This window comes from Brevibacterium sp. 1718, from assembly GCF_051131255.1.
GTDB lineage: Bacteria > Actinomycetota > Actinomycetes > Actinomycetales > Brevibacteriaceae > Brevibacterium > Brevibacterium sediminis.
Map to the genome: position 1 here is coordinate 645,036 of NZ_CP186550.1, position 18,615 is coordinate 663,650.

17 protein-coding genes are annotated in these 18,615 nt (G+C 64.2%); 11 read left to right on the forward strand and 6 right to left on the reverse strand.

Annotated features, from left to right (window positions below; genetic code table 11):
- Positions 1–77: 77 nt before the first annotated feature.
- The 3 genes from ACOZ9V_RS02795 to ACOZ9V_RS02805 form a co-directional block, all read right to left on the reverse strand.
- A complete protein-coding gene (locus ACOZ9V_RS02795) occupies positions 78–548 on the reverse strand; it encodes a hypothetical protein (protein WP_181272308.1) in 471 nt (156 codons plus the stop codon).
- 421 nt (positions 549–969) lie between these two features.
- Positions 970–2,610: a phosphoglucomutase (alpha-D-glucose-1,6-bisphosphate-dependent) gene (pgm, locus tag ACOZ9V_RS02800; protein ID WP_181272309.1), complete on the reverse strand. Its 1,641-nt coding sequence runs from the start codon at positions 2,608–2,610 to the stop codon at positions 970–972.
- Positions 2,611–2,729: 119 nt separating this feature from the next.
- Entirely contained in the window at positions 2,730–3,026 is a 297-nt protein-coding gene (locus ACOZ9V_RS02805) for a hypothetical protein (protein WP_181272310.1), read from the reverse strand.
- Positions 3,027–3,271: 245 nt separating this feature from the next.
- Between ACOZ9V_RS02805 and glsA the strand changes: the two genes are divergently transcribed.
- Positions 3,272–4,288, forward strand: coding sequence for a glutaminase A (gene glsA / locus ACOZ9V_RS02810; RefSeq protein WP_434593389.1), 1,017 nt, complete (start codon positions 3,272–3,274; stop codon positions 4,286–4,288).
- On the forward strand, positions 4,288–5,916 hold the full coding sequence (locus ACOZ9V_RS02815) for an MFS transporter (RefSeq protein WP_434593391.1): 1,629 nt from the start codon (positions 4,288–4,290) through the stop codon (positions 5,914–5,916). The genes glsA and ACOZ9V_RS02815 overlap by 1 nt, the downstream gene beginning before the upstream one ends.
- A 70-nt stretch (positions 5,917–5,986) precedes the next feature.
- Here ACOZ9V_RS02815 and ACOZ9V_RS02820 read toward each other — a convergent pair whose 3' ends face one another.
- Positions 5,987–6,316, reverse strand: a complete 330-nt coding sequence (locus ACOZ9V_RS02820) for a rhodanese-like domain-containing protein (protein ID WP_181272312.1) — start codon at positions 6,314–6,316, stop codon at positions 5,987–5,989.
- A 288-nt stretch (positions 6,317–6,604) separates the two neighbouring features.
- Between ACOZ9V_RS02820 and ACOZ9V_RS02825 the strand changes: the two genes are divergently transcribed.
- The 7 genes from ACOZ9V_RS02825 (at position 6,605) to ACOZ9V_RS02855 (ending at position 12,071) form a co-directional block, all read left to right on the forward strand.
- Positions 6,605–7,729 carry a pyridoxamine 5'-phosphate oxidase family protein gene (locus ACOZ9V_RS02825; RefSeq protein ID WP_308423790.1) on the forward strand — a complete coding sequence of 375 codons (1,125 nt, stop codon included), beginning with the start codon at positions 6,605–6,607 and terminating at the stop codon, positions 7,727–7,729.
- 190 nt (positions 7,730–7,919) lie between these two features.
- Positions 7,920–8,210: a DUF4287 domain-containing protein gene (locus ACOZ9V_RS02830; protein ID WP_181272313.1), complete on the forward strand. Its 291-nt coding sequence runs from the start codon at positions 7,920–7,922 to the stop codon at positions 8,208–8,210.
- Positions 8,207–8,551, forward strand: coding sequence for a cupin domain-containing protein (locus ACOZ9V_RS02835; RefSeq protein WP_219922511.1), 345 nt, complete (start codon positions 8,207–8,209; stop codon positions 8,549–8,551). Before ACOZ9V_RS02830 ends, ACOZ9V_RS02835 begins: the two co-directional genes overlap by 4 nt.
- A gap of 62 nt (positions 8,552–8,613) precedes the next feature.
- On the forward strand, positions 8,614–9,927 hold the full coding sequence (locus tag ACOZ9V_RS02840; protein WP_181272314.1) for an FAD-dependent oxidoreductase: 1,314 nt from the start codon (positions 8,614–8,616) through the stop codon (positions 9,925–9,927).
- 71 nt (positions 9,928–9,998) lie between these two features.
- On the forward strand, positions 9,999–10,856 hold the full coding sequence (locus ACOZ9V_RS02845) for an ABC transporter permease (RefSeq protein WP_092009006.1): 858 nt from the start codon (positions 9,999–10,001) through the stop codon (positions 10,854–10,856).
- The gene (locus ACOZ9V_RS02850) at positions 10,849–11,676 is read left to right on the forward strand and encodes an ABC transporter ATP-binding protein (protein WP_181272315.1); all 828 of its coding nucleotides are present in this window, start codon (positions 10,849–10,851) and stop codon (positions 11,674–11,676) included. The genes ACOZ9V_RS02845 and ACOZ9V_RS02850 overlap by 8 nt, the downstream gene beginning before the upstream one ends.
- A gap of 50 nt (positions 11,677–11,726) precedes the next feature.
- On the forward strand, positions 11,727–12,071 hold the full coding sequence (locus ACOZ9V_RS02855) for a hypothetical protein (protein WP_101546405.1): 345 nt from the start codon (positions 11,727–11,729) through the stop codon (positions 12,069–12,071).
- A gap of 51 nt (positions 12,072–12,122) precedes the next feature.
- Here ACOZ9V_RS02855 and ACOZ9V_RS02860 read toward each other — a convergent pair whose 3' ends face one another.
- Complete coding sequence (locus ACOZ9V_RS02860; RefSeq protein ID WP_434593400.1) at positions 12,123–14,651, reverse strand: excinuclease ABC subunit UvrA; 2,529 nt, start codon at positions 14,649–14,651, stop codon at positions 12,123–12,125.
- A 256-nt stretch (positions 14,652–14,907) separates the two neighbouring features.
- On the opposite strand from ACOZ9V_RS02860, the gene ACOZ9V_RS02865 reads away from it, so the two are divergent.
- The gene (locus tag ACOZ9V_RS02865) at positions 14,908–16,179 is read left to right on the forward strand and encodes an MFS transporter (RefSeq protein WP_139469992.1); all 1,272 of its coding nucleotides are present in this window, start codon (positions 14,908–14,910) and stop codon (positions 16,177–16,179) included.
- Between the two features lie 228 nt (positions 16,180–16,407).
- On the opposite strand, the gene ACOZ9V_RS02870 is transcribed toward ACOZ9V_RS02865, so the two are convergent.
- The gene (locus tag ACOZ9V_RS02870) at positions 16,408–17,316 is read right to left on the reverse strand and encodes a sulfite exporter TauE/SafE family protein (protein WP_434593403.1); all 909 of its coding nucleotides are present in this window, start codon (positions 17,314–17,316) and stop codon (positions 16,408–16,410) included.
- Between the two features lie 396 nt (positions 17,317–17,712).
- Between ACOZ9V_RS02870 and ACOZ9V_RS02875 the strand changes: the two genes are divergently transcribed.
- A complete protein-coding gene (locus ACOZ9V_RS02875; RefSeq protein WP_181272318.1) occupies positions 17,713–18,588 on the forward strand; it encodes a sirohydrochlorin chelatase in 876 nt (291 codons plus the stop codon).
- Positions 18,589–18,615 lie beyond the last annotated feature (27 nt).

The following is an 18,615-nucleotide window of genomic DNA, read 5'->3' on the forward strand; positions in this document are numbered from 1 at the left end:
TCAGTGCATCTGGAGTGATAGCTACTCTCATCGGTGGCTCGTATCGGCAGGTGCTCTGCCGGGCTGGAGCTTCAGCTTCAGCCGTCGAAGTCGACCCTGTACACAGCGTGGGGTCCTGCACCCCACTCGTCCTGGTCGCCGATGGCCTGGTTGGAGACGCCGAGTGTCATCTTCTCGCCGGTCTCTGTATTCCGGTAGGTGATGTACGTTGTGCCTGCGGCGCCTTCTGCTCCGGAGTTCCTCCAATGAGTCCCGTCTTCATTGCCGTGGTCTGCCAGTTTCTTCGCGACGTCGTCGCTCGCAAACGCTTCGACGCGTCCGGTGTTGTCCTGGCCCCAGGCAATTACGAGTTCATCTGCATACTTGCCGGCTTCGATCGGATAGTAGATGGACTGCGTGTCGACGTCTGTGGCGGCCGACTGAGCCGATGAGTTGGCTGCGCCAGAGTCGGCGGCCATGGCTGGTCCTGTTGCGAGTCCGAGGCCGGCGAGTCCGGCGACGGTGGCGATTCCGATGGCTGCTGCGCGGTTGCGAATAGTTGACTTCATGGTGTTTCCCCTTCTGCTTCTGCGCCGCCGTGACGAGGCGACAGGTCGTTGTCGCAGATCAGTCTTGTCACCGATTCTGAGGGGGAGACAACGGTGGCTGAAAGCACAATCAAAGCGGATAACAGCGCGAAGACAGAAATATTGCAGTCCTGCGACAGGCGATGTCAAAGGGCCGCGAATGCCAGGTAAACGACAACAGATCCTGCCCGCGCGACCTGGCGGAACAGTAGACTGACTGCACTTCCTCCCGGTTCTGTGCGGGAGGCGTCGGAGGATTCGTTCTGCGACAATTCCGACTGGACAGCGATATCCGACCGTGATCAGTTGAGTGCTTACAAAATGAACAGAAGTCCGCGCAGAGTCGTGAACCTGCGATCAACGACTGAACCGGCCCGCACCTGAACGCGGACTAGCCTTGCGCCTACTCCAGCACACCGTCGACGAGAGTGCGGGCGTCATGCTGGACCTGGCGCAGGTGGTCCTCGTCGCGCAGGGATTCCGCGTAGATCTTGTAGACGTCTTCCGTACCCGACGGCCGCACGGCGAACCATGCGTTGTCCGTGGTGACCTTGAGCCCGCCGATGGGCGCATTGTTGCCCGACGCCGAGGTGAGCACCTCCTTGACGGGTTCACCGCCGACGGTCTTTGCACTCACCTGGGAGGCATCCAGGGAGCCCAGCCGTTCCTTCTGTGCGCGCGTCGCCGGAGCATCCTGACGCGCGTAGGAGCTGGTGCCGTGATTCGCAGCCAGCCCTGCGTAGCGCTGCGAGGGAGTCTGCCCGGTCTTCGCAGTCATTTCTGCCGCGAGCAGGGCGAGGATGATGCCGTCCTTGTCCGTCGACCACACCTTGCCGTCCCTCCGCAGGAACGATGCGCCGGCCGATTCCTCGCCTCCGAAGGCCAACGTCGAATCGAGCAGGCCGGGAACGAACCATTTGAAGCCGACGGGCACCTCGAAGAGGGTGCGATTATGCGCGGCGACGAGGCGGTCGACGATCGACGAGGTGACCAGAGTCTTGCCGATCCCCGCGTCCTTCGGCCAGTCGGTGCGGGAGTCGAGCAGGTAATCGATGGCCGCTGCCAGATAGTGGTTGGGATTCATCAGGCCGGCATCGGGGGTGACGATGCCATGACGGTCGGCATCGGCGTCGTTGCCGGTGGCGATGTCGAAGTCGTTGCGCGAGGCGATGAGGCCGGCCATCGCATAGGGGGAGGAGCAGTCCATGCGGATGTTCTCGTCCCAATCCAGGGTCATGAACGACCAGGTGGGGTCGACGTCCGGGTGGACGACGTCGAGGTTGAGGTCGTAGTCCTCTGCAATCGCCGCCCAGTAGTCGACGCTGGCTCCGCCGAGCGGATCGGCGCCGATCTTCAGCCCGGAGCTGCGAATGACATCGAGGTCGATGACAGACTCGAGGTCGTCGACATAGTTCGAGACGTAGTCGAAGTTCTCGGTGTTCTCCAGATGGAATGCCCGCTGGAATGGGGTGCGCGGGATCTTCTCCCACCCCTCGGCCAGATACTGGTTCGCGCGTTCGGCGATCCAGGTCGTCGTCTCGGTTCCGGCGGGCCCGCCGTGGGGAGGGTTGTATTTGATGCCGCCATCGGCAGGCGGGTTGTGGCTGGGAGTGACGATGATGCCGTCGGCCTGCGCATCCTCGCGCGACTTCCCGGCATTGAAGCCGAGGATCGCGTGGGAGACGGCGGGGGTCGGGGTGAAACCGTCGCGCTCGTCGATGAGCGCCGGAACCTCAGCTGCGGCGAGCACCTCGAGGACGGTGAGGAATGCGGGCTCGCTCAGTGCGTGAGTGTCACGGCCGAGGAAGATCGGCCCGCGAATGCCTTTGTCTCGGCGGAAGTCGACGATCGCTGCGGTGATGGCCGCGATGTGCGCCTCGTTGAAGGAGCGGTTGAAGCTCGAACCGCGGTGGCCGGAGGTCCCGAAGCTCACTGCTTGCGAAGGCACCGAGGGGTCGGGAACCAAGTCGTGATAGGAATCGAGAAGGGCAGGGACGTCAACGAGATCCTTGTCCTGGGCCAACTGGCCGGCGCGTGTTGTCATTCTTCTACCTAACCAAATGACAGCGGTTGCGCACAGTTGTGTCCACGGAGTTCTTGCATCGTGGACTTCGCAGGCTCCTCGGAGCGAGAACCAGCGGCCTCGAACTCCGGGCCGCCGTCTCAGTCAGGCGGCTCCACGGAGTCGTCCTCCTCTTCCTTCGTGTCTCCACCGCTGATATCTCGGTCTTTCTCGGGGGAGGAGGACCCTTCAGCTTTGGCTTGGGCTTCCTCAGGATCCCGATCGATCGGAACATCGTGCTCAGATGCGATCCGCTCAAGCCTCTCTTCAGGAGTCTGGGAACTGCCTTCGGCGTCTGTTTCAGCGCCGACTCCGACGGCAGTGCTCTCGATGTTCTGCTCGTCTTCGGTCTGTTCTTCTGCTGAGTTCTCCGGCAGGTTCTTCTTCTCGTCACTCATGACTTCGCTCCTTTCGGAGTTGAACACGCTCTCGCCGTTCGACGGAGGAATGGGGATCACAAGAGGTATGGAAATGATCCGTGGTGCCGACGGTAGACCCATCGTGGTATGTGGGCAAGGGGTTTAAACCGACGGTCGGAGCCCTGTGCAAGGTGAGGTGCCGGAGATAGAGTGAAATCACTCTGCGGACAGGCGCTGAGCAGCTTGCCCGACGCGAACCCGCATGAATGGGACGAGGATCAGTTATGGTCGGGCCCGACGAGAATTCGGTCAGACAGCGAGCCTCCACCGGCGGCCTGCCCTCCGACCGCTTCATCGATTCGACCCTGGCAGATATCCACGCACGGTACGGCGGACTCGACGACGGTGAGGTCGCCGACTACATCCCGATCCTCGCCGAGGCGGATCCCCGATGGTTCGGACTCAGCCTCATCGAATCGGCCGGGACCGTGCATGAAGCCGGAGGCGTCGATATCGAGTTCTCCATCCAATCCATCTCCAAGGCCTTCGTCTTCGCACTCGTCTGTCAGGCCCGCAGCTCCGAACTCGTCCACGAGCGCGTCGGCGTCAACAACACCGGGCTCGCCTTCAACTCCGTGATGGCGATCGAACTCAACGACGGCAAACCGTTGAACTCGATGGTCAACGCCGGCGCCATCACCACGACCGCACTCATGCCCAGGGCCACCTCGGCGGAGAAATGGGAGAACATCCGCTCCGGGCTCTCCCGCTTCGCCGGGCGGCAGCTTCGCCTCGACGGTCGGGTGTACGAATCGGAGATGAAGACGAATCAGCGCAACAAGGCCCTGGCTCGCCTGCTCGAGAGCTACGGGCGGATCATCACGGATCCGCTCGACACCGTCGACATCTACACCCAGCAGTGCTCGCTGCTGGTCACCGCGCACGATCTCGCGGTGATGGGAGCGACGCTGGCCGACGGAGGAATCAATCCACTGACCGGTCGGCAGGTCGTATCCGCCGAAGTGGCCCGCGACACGCTCGCGCTGCTCGCCTCGTGCGGAATGTACGAAAACAGCGGCGAATGGCTCTTCGAGATCGGACTGCCTGCCAAGTCCGGGGTCGCAGGCGGCATCGTCGCCATCGCCCCAGGCAAGGGAGCGCTGGGCACTTTTTCGCCGAGGTTGGACTCCGCGGGCAACAGCGTGCGCGGTCAACGCGCGTGCTTCCACATCTCCAGAGTCCTGGGCATGAATCTCTTCGCATCGAACGCGGCCGTCGAACGCCCACGGAAAGGACAATGATGAGCGCCGAAACCACACCACACGACGTCGCCGAGGAGCGCCGGTCCTGGGCACCGATGATCGGGCTCTTCCTCGCCCAGGTGCTCATGTCGTTCAACGTCGCCGCCCTGCCGATCTCGCTCGGTGGAATGGTCGAGGACTTCGGTGTGCCGCCCACGGTCGCCTCGTCGACGATCGTTGTCTACGGCCTTGCTGTGGCCGCGCTCGTGATGACTGGCGCGAAGTTGGGACAGCGGATCGGGTGGGTGCTCATCTTCCGCGTCGTCCTCGTCGTCTTCGCGGCATCCTCGCTGCTGATGATCTTCTCCCGGACGGTCACCTGGGTCATCACCGGGCAGCTGCTCGCCGGTGCTGCCGCTGCGATCATCGTGCCCGCCCTGGTTGCGCTCATCGCGGAGAACTACCGGGGTGCGCAGCAGGCGGCGGCGGTCGGTTCCCTCGGTTCGGCGCGTGCCTTCTCCGGGATGAGCGCCTTCCTCATCGGCGGCACCCTGGGCACGTTCGTCGGGTGGCGGCCGATCTTCTTCATCACTCTGGGACTGGCCGTCATCGTCTTCGCGCTGACGTTCACGCTGAAGTCGGACAAGGGGGACGCTGCGATCCGGATCGACCTCGTCGCCTCGGCGCTCATCGGTGCTGCAGTCGTTCTGCTGACATTGGGGTTCAACAACCTCAACGGGTGGGGGATCATCCGCGCCGAGGATGGGGCACCGTTCTCGATCGCGGGGCTGTCACCGGCGCCGGTGTTCATCGTCGTCGGCGTGGTCCTCGGGCAGCTGTTCTTCGTCTGGACGAAGCGTCGGAAGGCCGCAGGAAAGGTTCCGCTCGTCGACATCAGCGTGCTCGGTCGTCCCAGTGAGAGGGCAGCGGTCTATGCGATGTTCGTCATCGTGGCCATGGAAGCGGCGGTGAACTTCACCGTGCCCACCTACATCCAGGTCGTGCAGGGGCGCACCCCTTTCGACACCTCGTTGGCGATGCTGCCGTTCAACCTCACGGTCTTCGTCACCGCCACCCTCATCGTCCGCTTCTACAAGCGCTACTCTCCTCGCACCATCGCCCTGTTCTCCTTCGGGCTGACGACGGCGGCACTCGTCTGGCTGGCCTTCGTTGTGACGAACAATTGGGAGACTCTGCCGACGATTCTCGGCCTCATCGTCTTCGGCATCGGTCAGGGTGCGCTGGTCACTCTGGTGTTCAATGTGTTGGTCACGGCCGCGCCGAAGCATCTGGCCGGTGATGTCGGTTCGATCCGCGGCACCGCGCAGAATCTTGCGTCGGCCGTCGGCACCGCGGTGATGGGAGCGCTGCTGGTCACGGTGCTTTCGGCCGGTCTGGCATCGGCCGCTGATGACCATCCCGACCTGCCGCCAGAACTCGTCGAACAGGTCGACCTCGACAATGCGAACTTCGTGAGCAACGACGAACTGCGCGACGTCCTCGCGGGGACGACGGCGACACCGGAGCAGGTCGAGCATGCCGTCGAGCTCAACTCCCAGCAGCGACTGCGCACGCTCAAGCTCGGCTTCCTCATCCTTGCCGGCATCAGCCTGATCGCGGCAGTGCCGGCCTCAAGGCTGCCGAAGTACCGGCCTGATGAGATCCCCGAACCCGCCGAGGCTGACTAGACCAGGCGGGTCAGCTTGATAACTTTATCAACGGCCTGAATCTAGCGGCTGAAAACGGCAGGGGAGAGAATCACTTCACCCAGGGCTCTTCGCCGGTCTCGGAGACGATCGGCTTGCCGTTGTCGAGGTTCCACGAACCCATGCCGCCGTCGACATTGAAGGCATCGAAGCCATTCTGGTTGAGCCAGGCGACCGCCCGGTTCGAGCGCCCGCCGGTGCGGCAGACGACGTACATGTCGTCATCGAGAGGAAGGTCGTCGAGGCGGCTCGGCAGTTCGCCCAGCGCCACGTGGATCGCGCCCTCGATGTGCCCGGCCTCCCATTCGTCGTCCTCGCGGACGTCGATGATGGCTGCCCCTTCGGGGATGTCGTTGACGGTGACGGTCGTTTCTTCATCCATGTCTTCAGTGTAGGCACGCACGTCGGGTGCTCGCACCCGGCTGCAGAGTCTGACTTGAACGCGCCGGTGATCGGGTGGGCGCCCGTGCCTGCATCCGTGTGCGCAGGTTGAACAGCTCCGTCGTTTCAGGTGTTCACCCAGTTCCAAGGGGGGCTGTTGCCGGCCGGAGTGCCGTGTGAGAATGACCGTGTAGTCGTTGATGCGGCAGCCGATCACGGCCCGCAAGAACGAGCCACGGTCCGCGTCAGCTACTGCAGCGCCAGGAACCGTCTGCGAAGGGAAATGGTCATGAACAACAGAGACAAGAGTGACGAGTCGCCGGCCGAGGAGAAGGCCCGTGACATCGCATCAACACTGGACGAAGCGACGGAGCCGCTGGGCGGCACCTCGGACATGGAATCTCATGCCGAAGTCGGATACACCGAGAAGAACGTTGAGGAACGTGCCCAGAACACCGCAGCGGAAGAAGGTGTGACTCTGCACCGCAATCCCGATGGCTCGCACACGGCGATCGACGAATCGAAGGCCGCCGAGGTGACCCCGAGCTCCGGCTCCAAAGATTCCGGAGTCGCAAGCAGCACAGCTGCCGGCGGTGCTCCCTCCAGCACGGCGCCGGGTGCCGGCGCCGCAGTCGGAAGCACGACCGGTGCCGGTGATGACCCGCACAGGAACTCCGGCGCCTCCGTCGCTCCAGGTATGGGTGCTTCGGTCGGCACCACGTCCGAGCCCGGCGACATCTACAGCGCGCCAGGGATGGGCAACGCGGTCGGCAGCACGGCCGCAGCCGGAACCGCGAGCACGGCCGCCGCCGCTTCCGCCACCGGCAGCACCTCTGCCAGCAACGATTCGGCTCGCGACCACACCTCCGCCACCGACGACACGGAAGCCGGCCAGGTATCCGCCGCGGGTGATTGGCAGAAGCCCGCAGGAGAGGCGGCGACAGACGAGCTCGACCAGGCCGACGTCGTCAAGATCCTGCGCGGCGGTGATTCTGTCATGCTCGCGACCGCGCTCGCCGACGGCAAGATCCTCGCTCACCCTATGGCACCCCAGGAGGTCACCGAGGATGCCGACGTCTGGTTCTTCCTCGCCCTCGACGGCGACCAGGCGAAGGCGCTGCAGACGAACCCCGAGGTCAATATCAGCCTCGCTGAGGCGGGCAACTGGCTGTCGGTGGCCGGGCGCGTGAAGTTCGTCGACGACAAGGCCAAGGTCGATGAACTGTGGTCGGACTCCGCCAAGGCGTGGTTCGATGACCGCCGGGACCCGAACCTCGGACTCATCAAGGTCGTCACACACTCCGCACAGCACTGGGGCCTGCCCGGCGGCAAGGCATCGGGCCTGTTCCGCATGGTCAAGTCCAAGATCACCGGAGACCGCCCGTCCGGCGGCACGCAGACCACGGAGCTCTGAGCAGGTGAGTCATCTGAACGCATGGGGCGAGCAGCCGAGGTGCCTGCACGGTTTATTGGATCAGCCACTCACGTAACTGTGGAGCGGGCCCGCCGAAGAGACTATGGGCGGGTTCAGGCGGGCCCGGTGCGGGGCCGCGCGGTGTCGCGCAAGATCACCCGGCATCATCTTCTGCTAGAAGGGACCCACCATGTCGTTCCAGGCCTACCTCGACACCATCGAAGACAAGACCGGACTCACTCCTCGCCAGTTCATCGACCTGGCCAAGGGCAAGGGGCTCGACGACGACTCGGTCAAGGCCGGAGCCATCCTCGAGTGGCTCAAAACCGACTATGGACTTGGTCGCGGGCACGGCATGGCCCTCGTCCACATCATCAAGAAGGGCCCGCAGATCGACGCCAAACACGTCGGCACCGGCGGCACACACAACGATGAATCAGACATGCTCTGGCTCGACGGCAAGGCGAGCAGACCGGCATGATCACCGTCATGCAGCGCTCCGACCTGCTGCTGGCCGGATCGCCGACGGCCAAGTTTATCGGCGCCGAGCACGGTGCCGACGTCTCGTTCTTCTGGGTCGACACCGGACCGGGAAAGGGCCTCGATCTGCACTGGCATCCCTACACAGAGACATGGATCGTCCTGTCGGGGCAAGTGCGCATCGACGCAGATGACGAAACCGTCACTACCGGGGCCGGCGTCGTCGTTACCGTCGGAGCCGAAACGGTCCATCGTTTCCGCAACATCGGTGCCGAGAATCTCAAAATGGTGTGCATCCATGCCTCACCCGAAATCATCCAGGATTCCGTCACCGAGGGCTGACCAGGTCGGCTTCACACCCGCACCTCCCGCCGGGCCGCCTCGGCGAGGTTTAGCATGGAGACATGAGCAAGCGGATCGTCATCATCGGTGCGGGATTGGCCGGCACGACCGCGGCGCGGGAGCTGAACGCGCGCGGTCAGGCCGTCACCGTCATCGACCCCCAGGCCGGCGACACGTGTGAGCGGCCGCCGCTGTCGAAGCATCTCTTCGACGGCTCCCGCCACCACCTGCCGTACCACCTCGAATCGACCGAGCACATCACCTTCGTCTGTGACCGGGCAGAAGAGATCACCCTCGCCGAGGCGGCCGCAGAGTCCCGCTACACCGCCGAGACCCAGCGACACCCCCACCCGCTGGCGAACCACCACGCCACCGCCGGCACCATCCACCTGGGCTCGGGGGAGTCCGTCGACTTCACCCACTGCATCCTCGCCACCGGGATGGAGGCGAACCGCCCCGAAGTCCCCACCTACCCGGACGCCCTGCCGGTCTATGACCTCGCGGACGCCGAATGGATTCTTGAACGCGTGAATAGCGCAACCGAAGCCCTCAACGTCGGGGTGCTCGGCTCCGGTTATCTCGGAATGGAAGTGGCCACCTCAGCGGTGGCTGCGGGACACCACGCCACGGTCTATCTGCGCGGGGGCGAGCCCCTGCGCAAGCAGCTCTCTGCTCCGGTGCGGCAGGCTCTGTTCGACAAGCACAAGGCCGCCGGAGTCGAATTCGTCACCCACACCGCGAGCCCGGACGACATCCCGGCCGATGTCCACGATCTGTTCATCACCAGCGTCGGAGCCCGCCCCCGGCTGATCCCGATCGACGGCCACCGCCCCGCTCATGCATGGGATGTGGATGAGAGTTTGGCAACATCCCATCCGGGTGTCTTCGCCGCCGGCGACTGTGCCATCGTCACCGCCGGACCCTATGCACTCGACCACCCATGGGCCTGTGAACCGGTGGCCGAAAGCCATGGAAAATTCCTCGCTGAGCTCCTCGGCGAAGGGCAGATAACGGGTTTAATCGATGGTGTGAACGACACGGAATCTGCTTCAGGTTCTGGGTCGGAAGACGGTCCCAAAGTCTGGTCCGACGTCCCCTGGCATTGGAGCTTCCAAGGCCCCGAGAAGGTGTTCACAGCGGGCCTGACGAGCCCCGACGCCGACGACACGATCACCCGACACGACCCCAGCGGAGCGAAGTTCCAGGTCTTCCACTTCGACGGATCCGACCCGGAGTCGGCGCTCATCGGCGTCGAGACGTTCAACTGGCCCCCGATGCAGGCAGCCGCCCGGCGGGTACTCGGCGGTAACAATATTCCGACGAGAGCCCAGATCGCGGACCCCGACTTCGACTTCAAGGCTCACAGCCGACTGTGAGTCTGCGCTAGTCTCATCCCGTAGACTCATTCTGTTCTATCCCCAGTCGCCGACGAGAGAATTTTCTGTTCATGGATATGGCCAGGCTTGCTGCCGAGCACGGACTCGAGAGAGTGGGTGGACGGCCGTCTCTGCCCCAGTACGTCAAACAGCTTCTCAACCGAAGCGACTTCACGTACACATTGGCGAAGTACCGGATGCAGTCCGAGAACGAACGCAACCGCCTCGGCATGGCTTGGGTGCTCCTGCGCCCATCGTTCTCGGCTCTGATCTACGGCACGGTCTTCGGCGTCATCATGCAGGGAGCGACTGCTCGACCGCCGGACTTCGCGCCCTTCGTCGTCATCGGCGTCTTCATCCTCGAATTCTTCAACACCTCGATGAACGGCGGCGCGAAGTCGATCATCTCGAATGCCTCGCTCGTCCAATCGCTGCCGTTTCCGCGCATCGTTCTGCCGATCGCCAAGGTGTTCCAGAACCTGCTCGACTTCATCCCCACCCTCCTCTTCATGGCGCTCATCGTCATCATCTTCGGCGCGCGTCCTGATTGGGATTGGTTCCTCTTCATCCCATTGGTCTTCCTGTTCTGGGTCTTCAACCAGGGTGTGGCGTTCATCTTCGCCCGCGCAACTGTTCACTTCCGTGACCTCTCCCAGGTGACTCCGTTCATCTCCCGAATGATCTTCTACACCTCTGGTGTTTTCTTCGACCTCAAGGTCATGGTCGACAAGATCGACCCGTCCCTGCAGCCCTTCGCCGATTGGCAGCCGATCAACAATGTCCTGTCCATCGCTCGCGGCATCCTCATGAAGGACGGAGTCGTTCCCTACGACTACTTCTGGCACCTGGCTATTTGGGCATTCGGCATCTTCATCATCGGCTTTGTGTTCTTCTGGCAGGCCGAGGAAAGGTTTGGTCGTGATGAGTGAGACGAACGAAGACGATACCTTCGACACCGGCAGCCTCCCCGAGGTGACCCGGAACAACCCGCCCGTCGTCGTCTGCGACAACGTCCACGTCCGCTACAAGACCCTGGCCACGGGCAAGAAGCTCAAGCTGGGAAGCAAAGATGTGATGACGAAAAAGCGGGAACTGAGGGAGGTCCACGCCCTCAAAGGCATCAGCTTCGTCGCCCACAAGAACGAATCCATCGGCATCATCGGCAGCAACGGCTCCGGCAAGTCCACGCTCATGCGGTCGATCACCGGGCTGACCCCGACCTCCGAGGGTGCGATCTATGCGACGTCACGGCCGAACCTCCTCGGCGTCGGTGCCGCCCTGATCCCGGACCTCTCCGGTGCTCGCAACATCATCCTCGGTTCTCTGGCTCTGGGGCTCACCCGCGACGAAATCGATGCGAAGTTCGACGACATCGTCGAGTTCACCGGGCTTGAGGACTTCATCGACCTGCCGATGCGCACGTACTCATCGGGTATGTCCCAGCGTCTGAAGTTCGCGATCGCGACCTCGGTGCAGCACGAGATCCTCATCGTCGACGAGGCGCTCAACGTCGGTGACAAGAAGTTCCGTGACCGTTCCGAAGGCCGTATCCGCTCCATCCGTGAGAACGCCGGTACCGTCTTCCTCGTCTCGCACTCGATGCGCACGATCAAGGACACGTGCAACCGTGCGCTGTGGATCGAGAAGGGCGAACTGCTCGCCGACGGCCCGGCGCTTGAAGTCATTCGGAAGTACCAGGCCTTCACCAAGGCCGAGAAGGCGAAGGAAACCGAGGAAGAGCCGGGCTGAGGCACCGCATCCCCTAGCCGAGTCACAGTTCGCTCGCTAGATTCGACGGCATGGACAACAGTTCACGCGAGCCGATCGAGTCACGTCGCATCAGTGACCAGCCTGCGCTGCGCAGCTCGTCCGGCACCATCTGGATCGTGGCCGGAGGGATCTTCCTCGTCGTCATTGCGGGTGTGCTCACAGCGATCATCGTCTCCGGCACCACGGCGGTGCCCACAGCGATCACCACGATCGTGATAGCGGCAGTGCTCTACCTGATCCTGCTCATCGCCCGCTTCGCCTTTCGACCGGGCCGAGTGCGTCTGTGGGTCATGGCCGCAGCGATGATCGGCATGGCCGTTGCCTCGCTCGTCGGACTCGTCCTCTGCGTGGGCGCTGCCGCAAGCGGAGCCTGAGACCGCTCAGGCGAGGAGCACAGTGTGCTCGAGCGAATGTCGGCTCAATCGCTATCCGGCAGAGTTCGGCTGCACATGCCCCTTGAGGTACTCACCAGTCACGCTGTTCGAAGCATCCGCGATCTGCTGCGGGGTTCCCGTCGCGATGATCTGCCCGCCATCCTGACCTCCACCGGGGCCGAGGTCGATGATCCAATCGGCGTTGACGATCATGTCGAGATCGTGTTCGATGACCAGGACCGTTCCGCCCTGGTCGAGAAGCTGTTGGAAGACGCGCACGAGCACGCGCACATCCTCGGGGTGCAGGCCCACGGTCGGTTCGTCGAAGACGAAGAGTGTGTGCTGCTGTGACTTCCCGAGCTCGGTGGCGAGCTTGAGCCGCTGTGCCTCGCCGCCGGACAGTGCAGGGGTTGCCTCGTGGAGGGTGAGGTATCCGAGTCCCACATCGGCCAGTGCCCTCAGCCGGGCGTGGACCTTGCGCATCTCGGCGAGGTGGGGGAGCGCCTCGGCGACGGTCATCGCCAACAGTTCCGGCAGCGACAGCGGCTGGCCATCGGCGTCCGAGACACGGCGATACTCATCCGCATCCGGACTGTACCGGCGGCCCCCGCAGTCGGGGCAGGGAATGTCGACATCGGGGAGGAACTGCACATCGAGGGTGATCTCGCCGGTGCCTTCGCATTTCGGGCACCGCAGCGAACCCGTGTTGTACGAGAAGTCCCCGGCCGTGAGCCCGGCGTCCTTGGCCGAGTCGAGGCGGGCGTACGCCCGTCGGAGGTCGTCGAGGACTCCGGAATAGGTGGCCACGGTCGAGCGGACGTTGATGCCGATCGGGGTGGCGTCGACGACGTTGACTCGATCGATCCCGTCGGCGTCGATGTCACGCACATGAACGGGCCGCGAACGTTTATCGGCGGCATTGAGCGCGGGGACGAGGCTGTCGAGGACGAGGGTGGTCTTGCCCGATCCGGACACACCCGTGACGACGGTCAGTCGCTGCCGCGGTATCTCCGCTTCGAGGGCGTGGACCGTGTGAATCGGCGCGGTGCGCAGCCGGATCCGTCCGTGATCGAAGGTCGCCGAGGCGGCCGCGGGCTCGCGCACGAGTGTTTCGGCGCGGCCGGTGAGGTAGGGGCCGATGCGGGAAGCGGGGTGGCTGTCGAGGTCTGCGACAGTGCCGGTGGCCACGACCGTTCCGCCATCGCGACCGGATCCGGGTCCGATCTCGATGAGGTGGTCGGCTTCGCGGAGGACGAGTGGGTCGTGGTCGACCATGACGACGGAGTTGCCCTCGTCGAGGAGGTCGGTGATGACGCCCTGTAGGCCCGTGATGTTCGAGGGGTGGAGACCGATCGAGGGTTCGTCGAGGACGTAGAGGACGCCGGTGGTCTCATTGCGCACGGCGCGAGCGAGTTGGACACGTTGGCGTTCACCCGTCGACAGGGACGAACCAGCCCGGTCGAGGGCGAGGTAGCCGAGCCCCAGGTCGAGCAGCCGGCGTGCCATGCCGAGCAAGGCATCCACCAACGACCTGGCCATGGACTGCATCGATGCGGGGAGCCCGGCAGGAACGTCCGTGGCCCAGTCGACGAGTTCGTCGAGGGTCATCGCGGTCGCCTCGGCGAGGCCGATTTCGCCGATACGCGGTGCTCGAGCGGCGGGGGAGAGGCGGGTGCCTTCGCAGTCGGGGCAGACCTGTTCGGAGAGGAACCGGCTGACCCTGGCGAAGCGCTTCTCGGTGTCCGCGCGTTTGAGTTCTTCGGTCACGGTCAGGCGGGCGTTGCGGAAGGTGAAATCGAGGTCGTGCAGTCCCTTCTTCGAGGTGACCGTGATGTGCTTCTTCTCCTCGGGACCAGAGAAGACGATCTCGCGTTCCCAGTCCTTGAGGTCGCGCCAGGGCACGTCGGTGCGGACTCCGAATTCGCGGGCGATCTGCGGTTGGACGTTGAAACCGAACATCTGCCAGGGGATGACGGTGCCGTCGTCGATCGACATGTCGAGGTCGCGGATGAGGGCGGCATCGTCGACTTCTCTGATGGTGCCGATGCCCTCGCAGCGGGGACAGGCTCCACCGGAATTGAAGGCCAGCTCCTCGGCGCCGGGCGCGTGGACGGTCTCACCGCATTCGGGGCAGTCGAACGGCTCCTCGGCAGCGACGTTGAGAGTCGGTTCCTGCCGGTGCCCGTTCGGGCAGAGGTGGGAGGCCAGCCGAGAGAACATCAGGCGGATGACGTTGAGCAGCTCGGTCGAGGTGCCGAAAGTCGAGCGGACCCCGGGGACTCCGGGTCGTTGCCGCAGAGCAAGGGCGGCGGGGATATGGCGGACGGTGTCGACGTCGGCGCGGGCGGCTTGAGCCATGCGTCGACGGGTGTACGTCGACAGAGGTTCGATATAGCGGCGGGAGCCTTCGGCGTAGAGGACTCCAATAGCCAGCGAGGATTTGCCCGAACCGGAGACGCCGGCGATGGCGACGAGGGTATTCAGAGGCACGTCGACGTCGATATTCTGCAGGTTGTGCACGCGGGCGCCGCGCACCTCGACCGCTGTGGCAGGGGCAGTGTTCCGGGCTTCGGTCGACATATCGTGATCGTAACAACCGACACTGACGTGACTCGTCACCTGCTGAGACTGCCTTTGCAGCCGGATACTACGGGACTACAATCGTCTCGCTGACGAGAACAGGGGCATACTGGTCAGATCAGAGACTCCAACTAGGTCTGTGAATAAGCAACATCCGCCCCGGGTGACGAGCAACGGTGCCTGCATCCTGCAAGCCCACGATCCACCACCGGCTTCGCCAACCACGGCATCCGGCACCTACAAGAAGAGGCACACGATGACTGAGACACCCGTCGAGTCCCGCGAAGACAAGTCGCGGGCCCGCAAGGCCGTAGTCGCGGCCGGACTGGGCAACGCCCTCGAATGGTATGACATCATCCTGTTCGGGTTCATGGCCACCTCGATCACCGCGGTCTTCTACCCGGGCGAAGGTCTGTCCGCGCAGCTGATGACCTGGGCGACCTTCGCCATCACCTTCGTCGTCCGTCCCCTCGGCGCGATCATCATCGGCCGCTACTCGGACAAACACGGCCGCAAATCGGCCTTGTCGCTGACGATCGGGCTGATGACCCTCGGTGTGTTCATCATCGTCATCCTGCCCGGCGAAGCGACCATCGGCATCTGGGGCGCGATCGGCCTCATCATCGCCCGCATCATCCAGGGCATCTCCGCCGGTGGCGAATTCGGGTCGGCCACAGCCTTCCTCACCGAGAACGCCAAGCGCGGCAAGGCCTACTACGCCTCTTTCCAGACCGCTACCCAGGGTATCTCGATGTTCCTGGCCGCCGGAATCTCGTGGATCCTCAGCTCGGCACTGAGCGAAGAGGCCCTGCACTCCTGGGGCTGGCGAGTGGCCTTCGCCCTCGGCCTGCTCATCGGACCCGTCGGCTGGTACATCCGCTCGAAGATGGATGACACTCCTGAGTTCAAGGCCGCCGAGAAGACCGACAACCCGCTTCGCGTCCTCCTCAGTGAGAACTTCGGTCGCCTGTTCTCCGCGTTCCTCATCATCGCGATGGCCACGATCTCGGTCTACCTCATCACCTTCCTGCCGCAGTTCGCCGTCACCAACCTCGGCCTCGACGCGTGGGCATCATTCCCCGGTGCCGTCGTCGCCGGTGTCATCACACTCATCGGCGCTCCGTTCGCCGGCCGCCTGGCCGACCGGGTGGGACCGACGACCGTGATGATCCCGACGACCATCGTCGGCATCATCGTCGCCTGGCCGATGTTCATCCTCTTGACCGCGAACCCCTCGATCGGAGTCCTCACCCTGTGCGAGGCGATCGTCGGCCTGTTCATGGTCTTCTACTTCGGTCCGATGCCGGCGCTGCTGTCCGAGCTGTTCCCCGTCAAGGTGCGCAGCTCCGGCATGACCATCGCCTACAGCTTCGGTGTCGCGATCTTCGGCGGCTTCGCCCCGCTCATCCTCACCGCGCTGCTCGGCGCGACCGGTCTGCTGACCGTGCCCGGCTTCTACTACGCGGGCCTGTCGCTGCTGTCCCTCATCGGCGTGATCATGGCCCGGAAGCTCTACAGCCAGCGCTGACCGCACCGCAGACCCGAACAGACCCGACCCCGCGATTGTGCGGGGCCGGGTCTGTTCGCGTGTTCCTGCCGGCTTATCGGTCTTCGCCCGCAGGAATCGTGTGCTTGACGGGGTTTCCTCGCCTCGTTCAAGTCGGCCCGCGAAAATAGGTGCGTGTACCTCGCGATAAGCGAGCTTGGCCTTGAACGACGGTATGGAAGAGGGAAGGAACGCCCTCGCCGAGGCGGTTCACCCGCCGACCGGCACCTCGACGCCAGCCTCCTCGGCCTTCCGGACCTTCGCTGCCGCACGCTCGATGCGCACGATGTGAGCGAGCAGGGCGAACCACACAAGAGCCAGGCCGCCGAGCGTCAGCCACACAGCCGACGAACCGAGGCCGATGGCGAGCAGGATGGTGCGGACGTTCGTGAGAACGATGATTCCACCTGCGGCGACCGCAAGCACCCTGGCCGGCAGCAGCTTCACCAGCCATGCGGCGAAGGGTGCGGCGATGACGCCGCCGACGAGCAGCGCCGCCACGATCTGCCATTCGATGCCCTGTGATCCGAGTGCAATGAGGAATCCGAGCGAACCGCCGACCGCGACGATGAACTCGCTCGTGTCGATCGAGCCGACGACCTTGCGCGGCTCCAAGCGTCCCGAGGACAGCAGCGTCGTCGTTCCGACTGGTCCCCAGCCGCCCCCGCCGATCGAGTCGAGTGTGCCGCCGATGAGCCCGACCGGGACGAGCATCTTCGCGCTCGGCCGTGACTTGAACGTCGGACGCGCACCGCCGAGTGCCAGGAACCGCCAGATGACGTAGACGCCGAGCGCCAGCAGGATCCCTGAAATCCATGGGGTCGCCGCTTCCCCGTCCAGACTGGCGAGGAACGTCGACCCTGCGATCGCCCCGACGAACCCCGGACCGGCCAGAATCGCGACGGTCCGCCAGTCGACATTGCCGAATTTGTGGTGCGAGATCCCCGACACCAACGTCGTCCCCAATTCAGAGAAGTGCACCGCCGCCGAGGCGGCCGCCGGTGCCGTACCCGCCGCGAGCAGCAGCGTGGTTGAGGTGACCCCATAGGCCATGCCCAGGGAACCGTCGATGAGCTGCGCGATGAGCCCGACTATTCCCAGGATGATGAGCTGACGCATGTGCTTGCCTTTCGTGGATGACGCGGAGGATGTGGAGGCGCAGAAGATTGGTGAGGCGTCGAAGATGCGGACGGTGCCAGCGACGCAAAGACGCGTTGACAACACACACTAGCGAAACTGTTGAGCAGAAAGGAAGATCGGCAGCAATCCTACGAACTCGGTCGCCGTATGTCGAAAGATGACGTCGAATGTCGATATTTCGCTGATGAGCAGCCTGTATGCGACGCCGAGGCGGATGGGTTACGCTATGCGAATGCATTCAATCCAAACGATCACTGCTCGCCCTGGTTGCTCAGTCGTTGAGCAATCAGCCTGTCCGGTGACCTCGACGGCCCCGGGGCAGGTGCGGGAACGGGTGCAGAGTCTCGCGCAGAGAAGCGCTGAGGAGCGGGCGCAATGACAGGGTTGCCGTCGGTGGGCCTGATCTCCCATGGAACCTCATCGCCCACCGGGCAGGTCTTCATCGAAGTGCTCGCGACAGAGATCGCCACGGACCTGCGTATTCGCGGGATTGCCGACGAGGTCATGCTCGGCCATGTGGACGTCCAAAAACCCGACGTCGACGAGGTGATCGCCCGACTGCCCGCCGACCGTCCGGTCGTCCTCGTGCCGCTCCTGCTCTCGGCGGGGTATCACGTCCATGTCGACCTCGCTGAGGCGGTCGACCGTGCCGCTGAATCGGGCCGTGACGTTCGACGAACGCCCACGCTCGGGCCCGACCCGAGGCTTGCAGAGATCCTCGCCGACCGCCTCCCGGCGCTTAGCGACAACGACGACGTCATCCTCGCCGCTGCCGGTTCGAGCGACGAGCGGGCCAACGAATCCTGCCGCGAGATGGGCAGGCTGCTGGCCGCAGAACTCGAGCGCCCCGTCGAGGTCGGCTTCCTCGCCGGCGGAGGAGTACCGTTGAAAGACCTCGTCGGACAGAACCGCAGTCGCGGTGCCCGACCCGTGCTCGCGAACTACCTGCTGGCTCCCGGTTTCTTCGACGACCTCGCCCGCAAGCACGTAGAGGGCGGCACTGACTCGACCGGCCTCCTCGCCCCGCCGCTTCTCACCGGAGGCGGCACCACGTCCGCCGTCCCGCCGAAACTCGTTGACATCGTCCGCGACCGAGTCCGAGAGGGCATCCGCGGCCAAGTTCGCGACGGTGTTCTCGCGACCGGCCGCAACAGCGGCCCCGGTGGCGCCCATGTCGAAGGCGGCTGTTCTGCCTACGTCCAACCTCACACCCAACCCCACAACTTCACCCCGCAGATGCTCAATGCCTGACCGCATACACGGCAGGCCGTGACGCCA

Bases quoted from the DNA above. Each gene is read 5' to 3' on its own strand.
- ACOZ9V_RS02795 (WP_181272308.1), bottom strand. From the start codon at position 548: ATGAAGTCAACTATTCGCAACCGCGCAGCAGCCATCGGAATCGCCACC.
- pgm (WP_181272309.1), bottom strand. From the start codon at position 2,610: ATGACAACACGCGCCGGCCAGTTGGCCCAGGACAAGGATCTCGTTGAC.
- ACOZ9V_RS02805 (WP_181272310.1), bottom strand. From the start codon at position 3,026: ATGAGTGACGAGAAGAAGAACCTGCCGGAGAACTCAGCAGAAGAACAG.
- glsA (WP_434593389.1), top strand. From the start codon at position 3,272: ATGGTCGGGCCCGACGAGAATTCGGTCAGACAGCGAGCCTCCACCGGC.
- ACOZ9V_RS02815 (WP_434593391.1), top strand. From the start codon at position 4,288: ATGAGCGCCGAAACCACACCACACGACGTCGCCGAGGAGCGCCGGTCC.
- ACOZ9V_RS02820 (WP_181272312.1), bottom strand. From the start codon at position 6,316: ATGGATGAAGAAACGACCGTCACCGTCAACGACATCCCCGAAGGGGCA.
- ACOZ9V_RS02825 (WP_308423790.1), top strand. From the start codon at position 6,605: ATGAACAACAGAGACAAGAGTGACGAGTCGCCGGCCGAGGAGAAGGCC.
- ACOZ9V_RS02830 (WP_181272313.1), top strand. From the start codon at position 7,920: ATGTCGTTCCAGGCCTACCTCGACACCATCGAAGACAAGACCGGACTC.
- ACOZ9V_RS02835 (WP_219922511.1), top strand. From the start codon at position 8,207: ATGATCACCGTCATGCAGCGCTCCGACCTGCTGCTGGCCGGATCGCCG.
- ACOZ9V_RS02840 (WP_181272314.1), top strand. From the start codon at position 8,614: ATGAGCAAGCGGATCGTCATCATCGGTGCGGGATTGGCCGGCACGACC.
- ACOZ9V_RS02845 (WP_092009006.1), top strand. From the start codon at position 9,999: ATGGATATGGCCAGGCTTGCTGCCGAGCACGGACTCGAGAGAGTGGGT.
- ACOZ9V_RS02850 (WP_181272315.1), top strand. From the start codon at position 10,849: ATGAGTGAGACGAACGAAGACGATACCTTCGACACCGGCAGCCTCCCC.
- ACOZ9V_RS02855 (WP_101546405.1), top strand. From the start codon at position 11,727: ATGGACAACAGTTCACGCGAGCCGATCGAGTCACGTCGCATCAGTGAC.
- ACOZ9V_RS02860 (WP_434593400.1), bottom strand. From the start codon at position 14,651: ATGTCGACCGAAGCCCGGAACACTGCCCCTGCCACAGCGGTCGAGGTG.
- ACOZ9V_RS02865 (WP_139469992.1), top strand. From the start codon at position 14,908: ATGACTGAGACACCCGTCGAGTCCCGCGAAGACAAGTCGCGGGCCCGC.
- ACOZ9V_RS02870 (WP_434593403.1), bottom strand. From the start codon at position 17,316: ATGCGTCAGCTCATCATCCTGGGAATAGTCGGGCTCATCGCGCAGCTC.
- ACOZ9V_RS02875 (WP_181272318.1), top strand. From the start codon at position 17,713: ATGACAGGGTTGCCGTCGGTGGGCCTGATCTCCCATGGAACCTCATCG.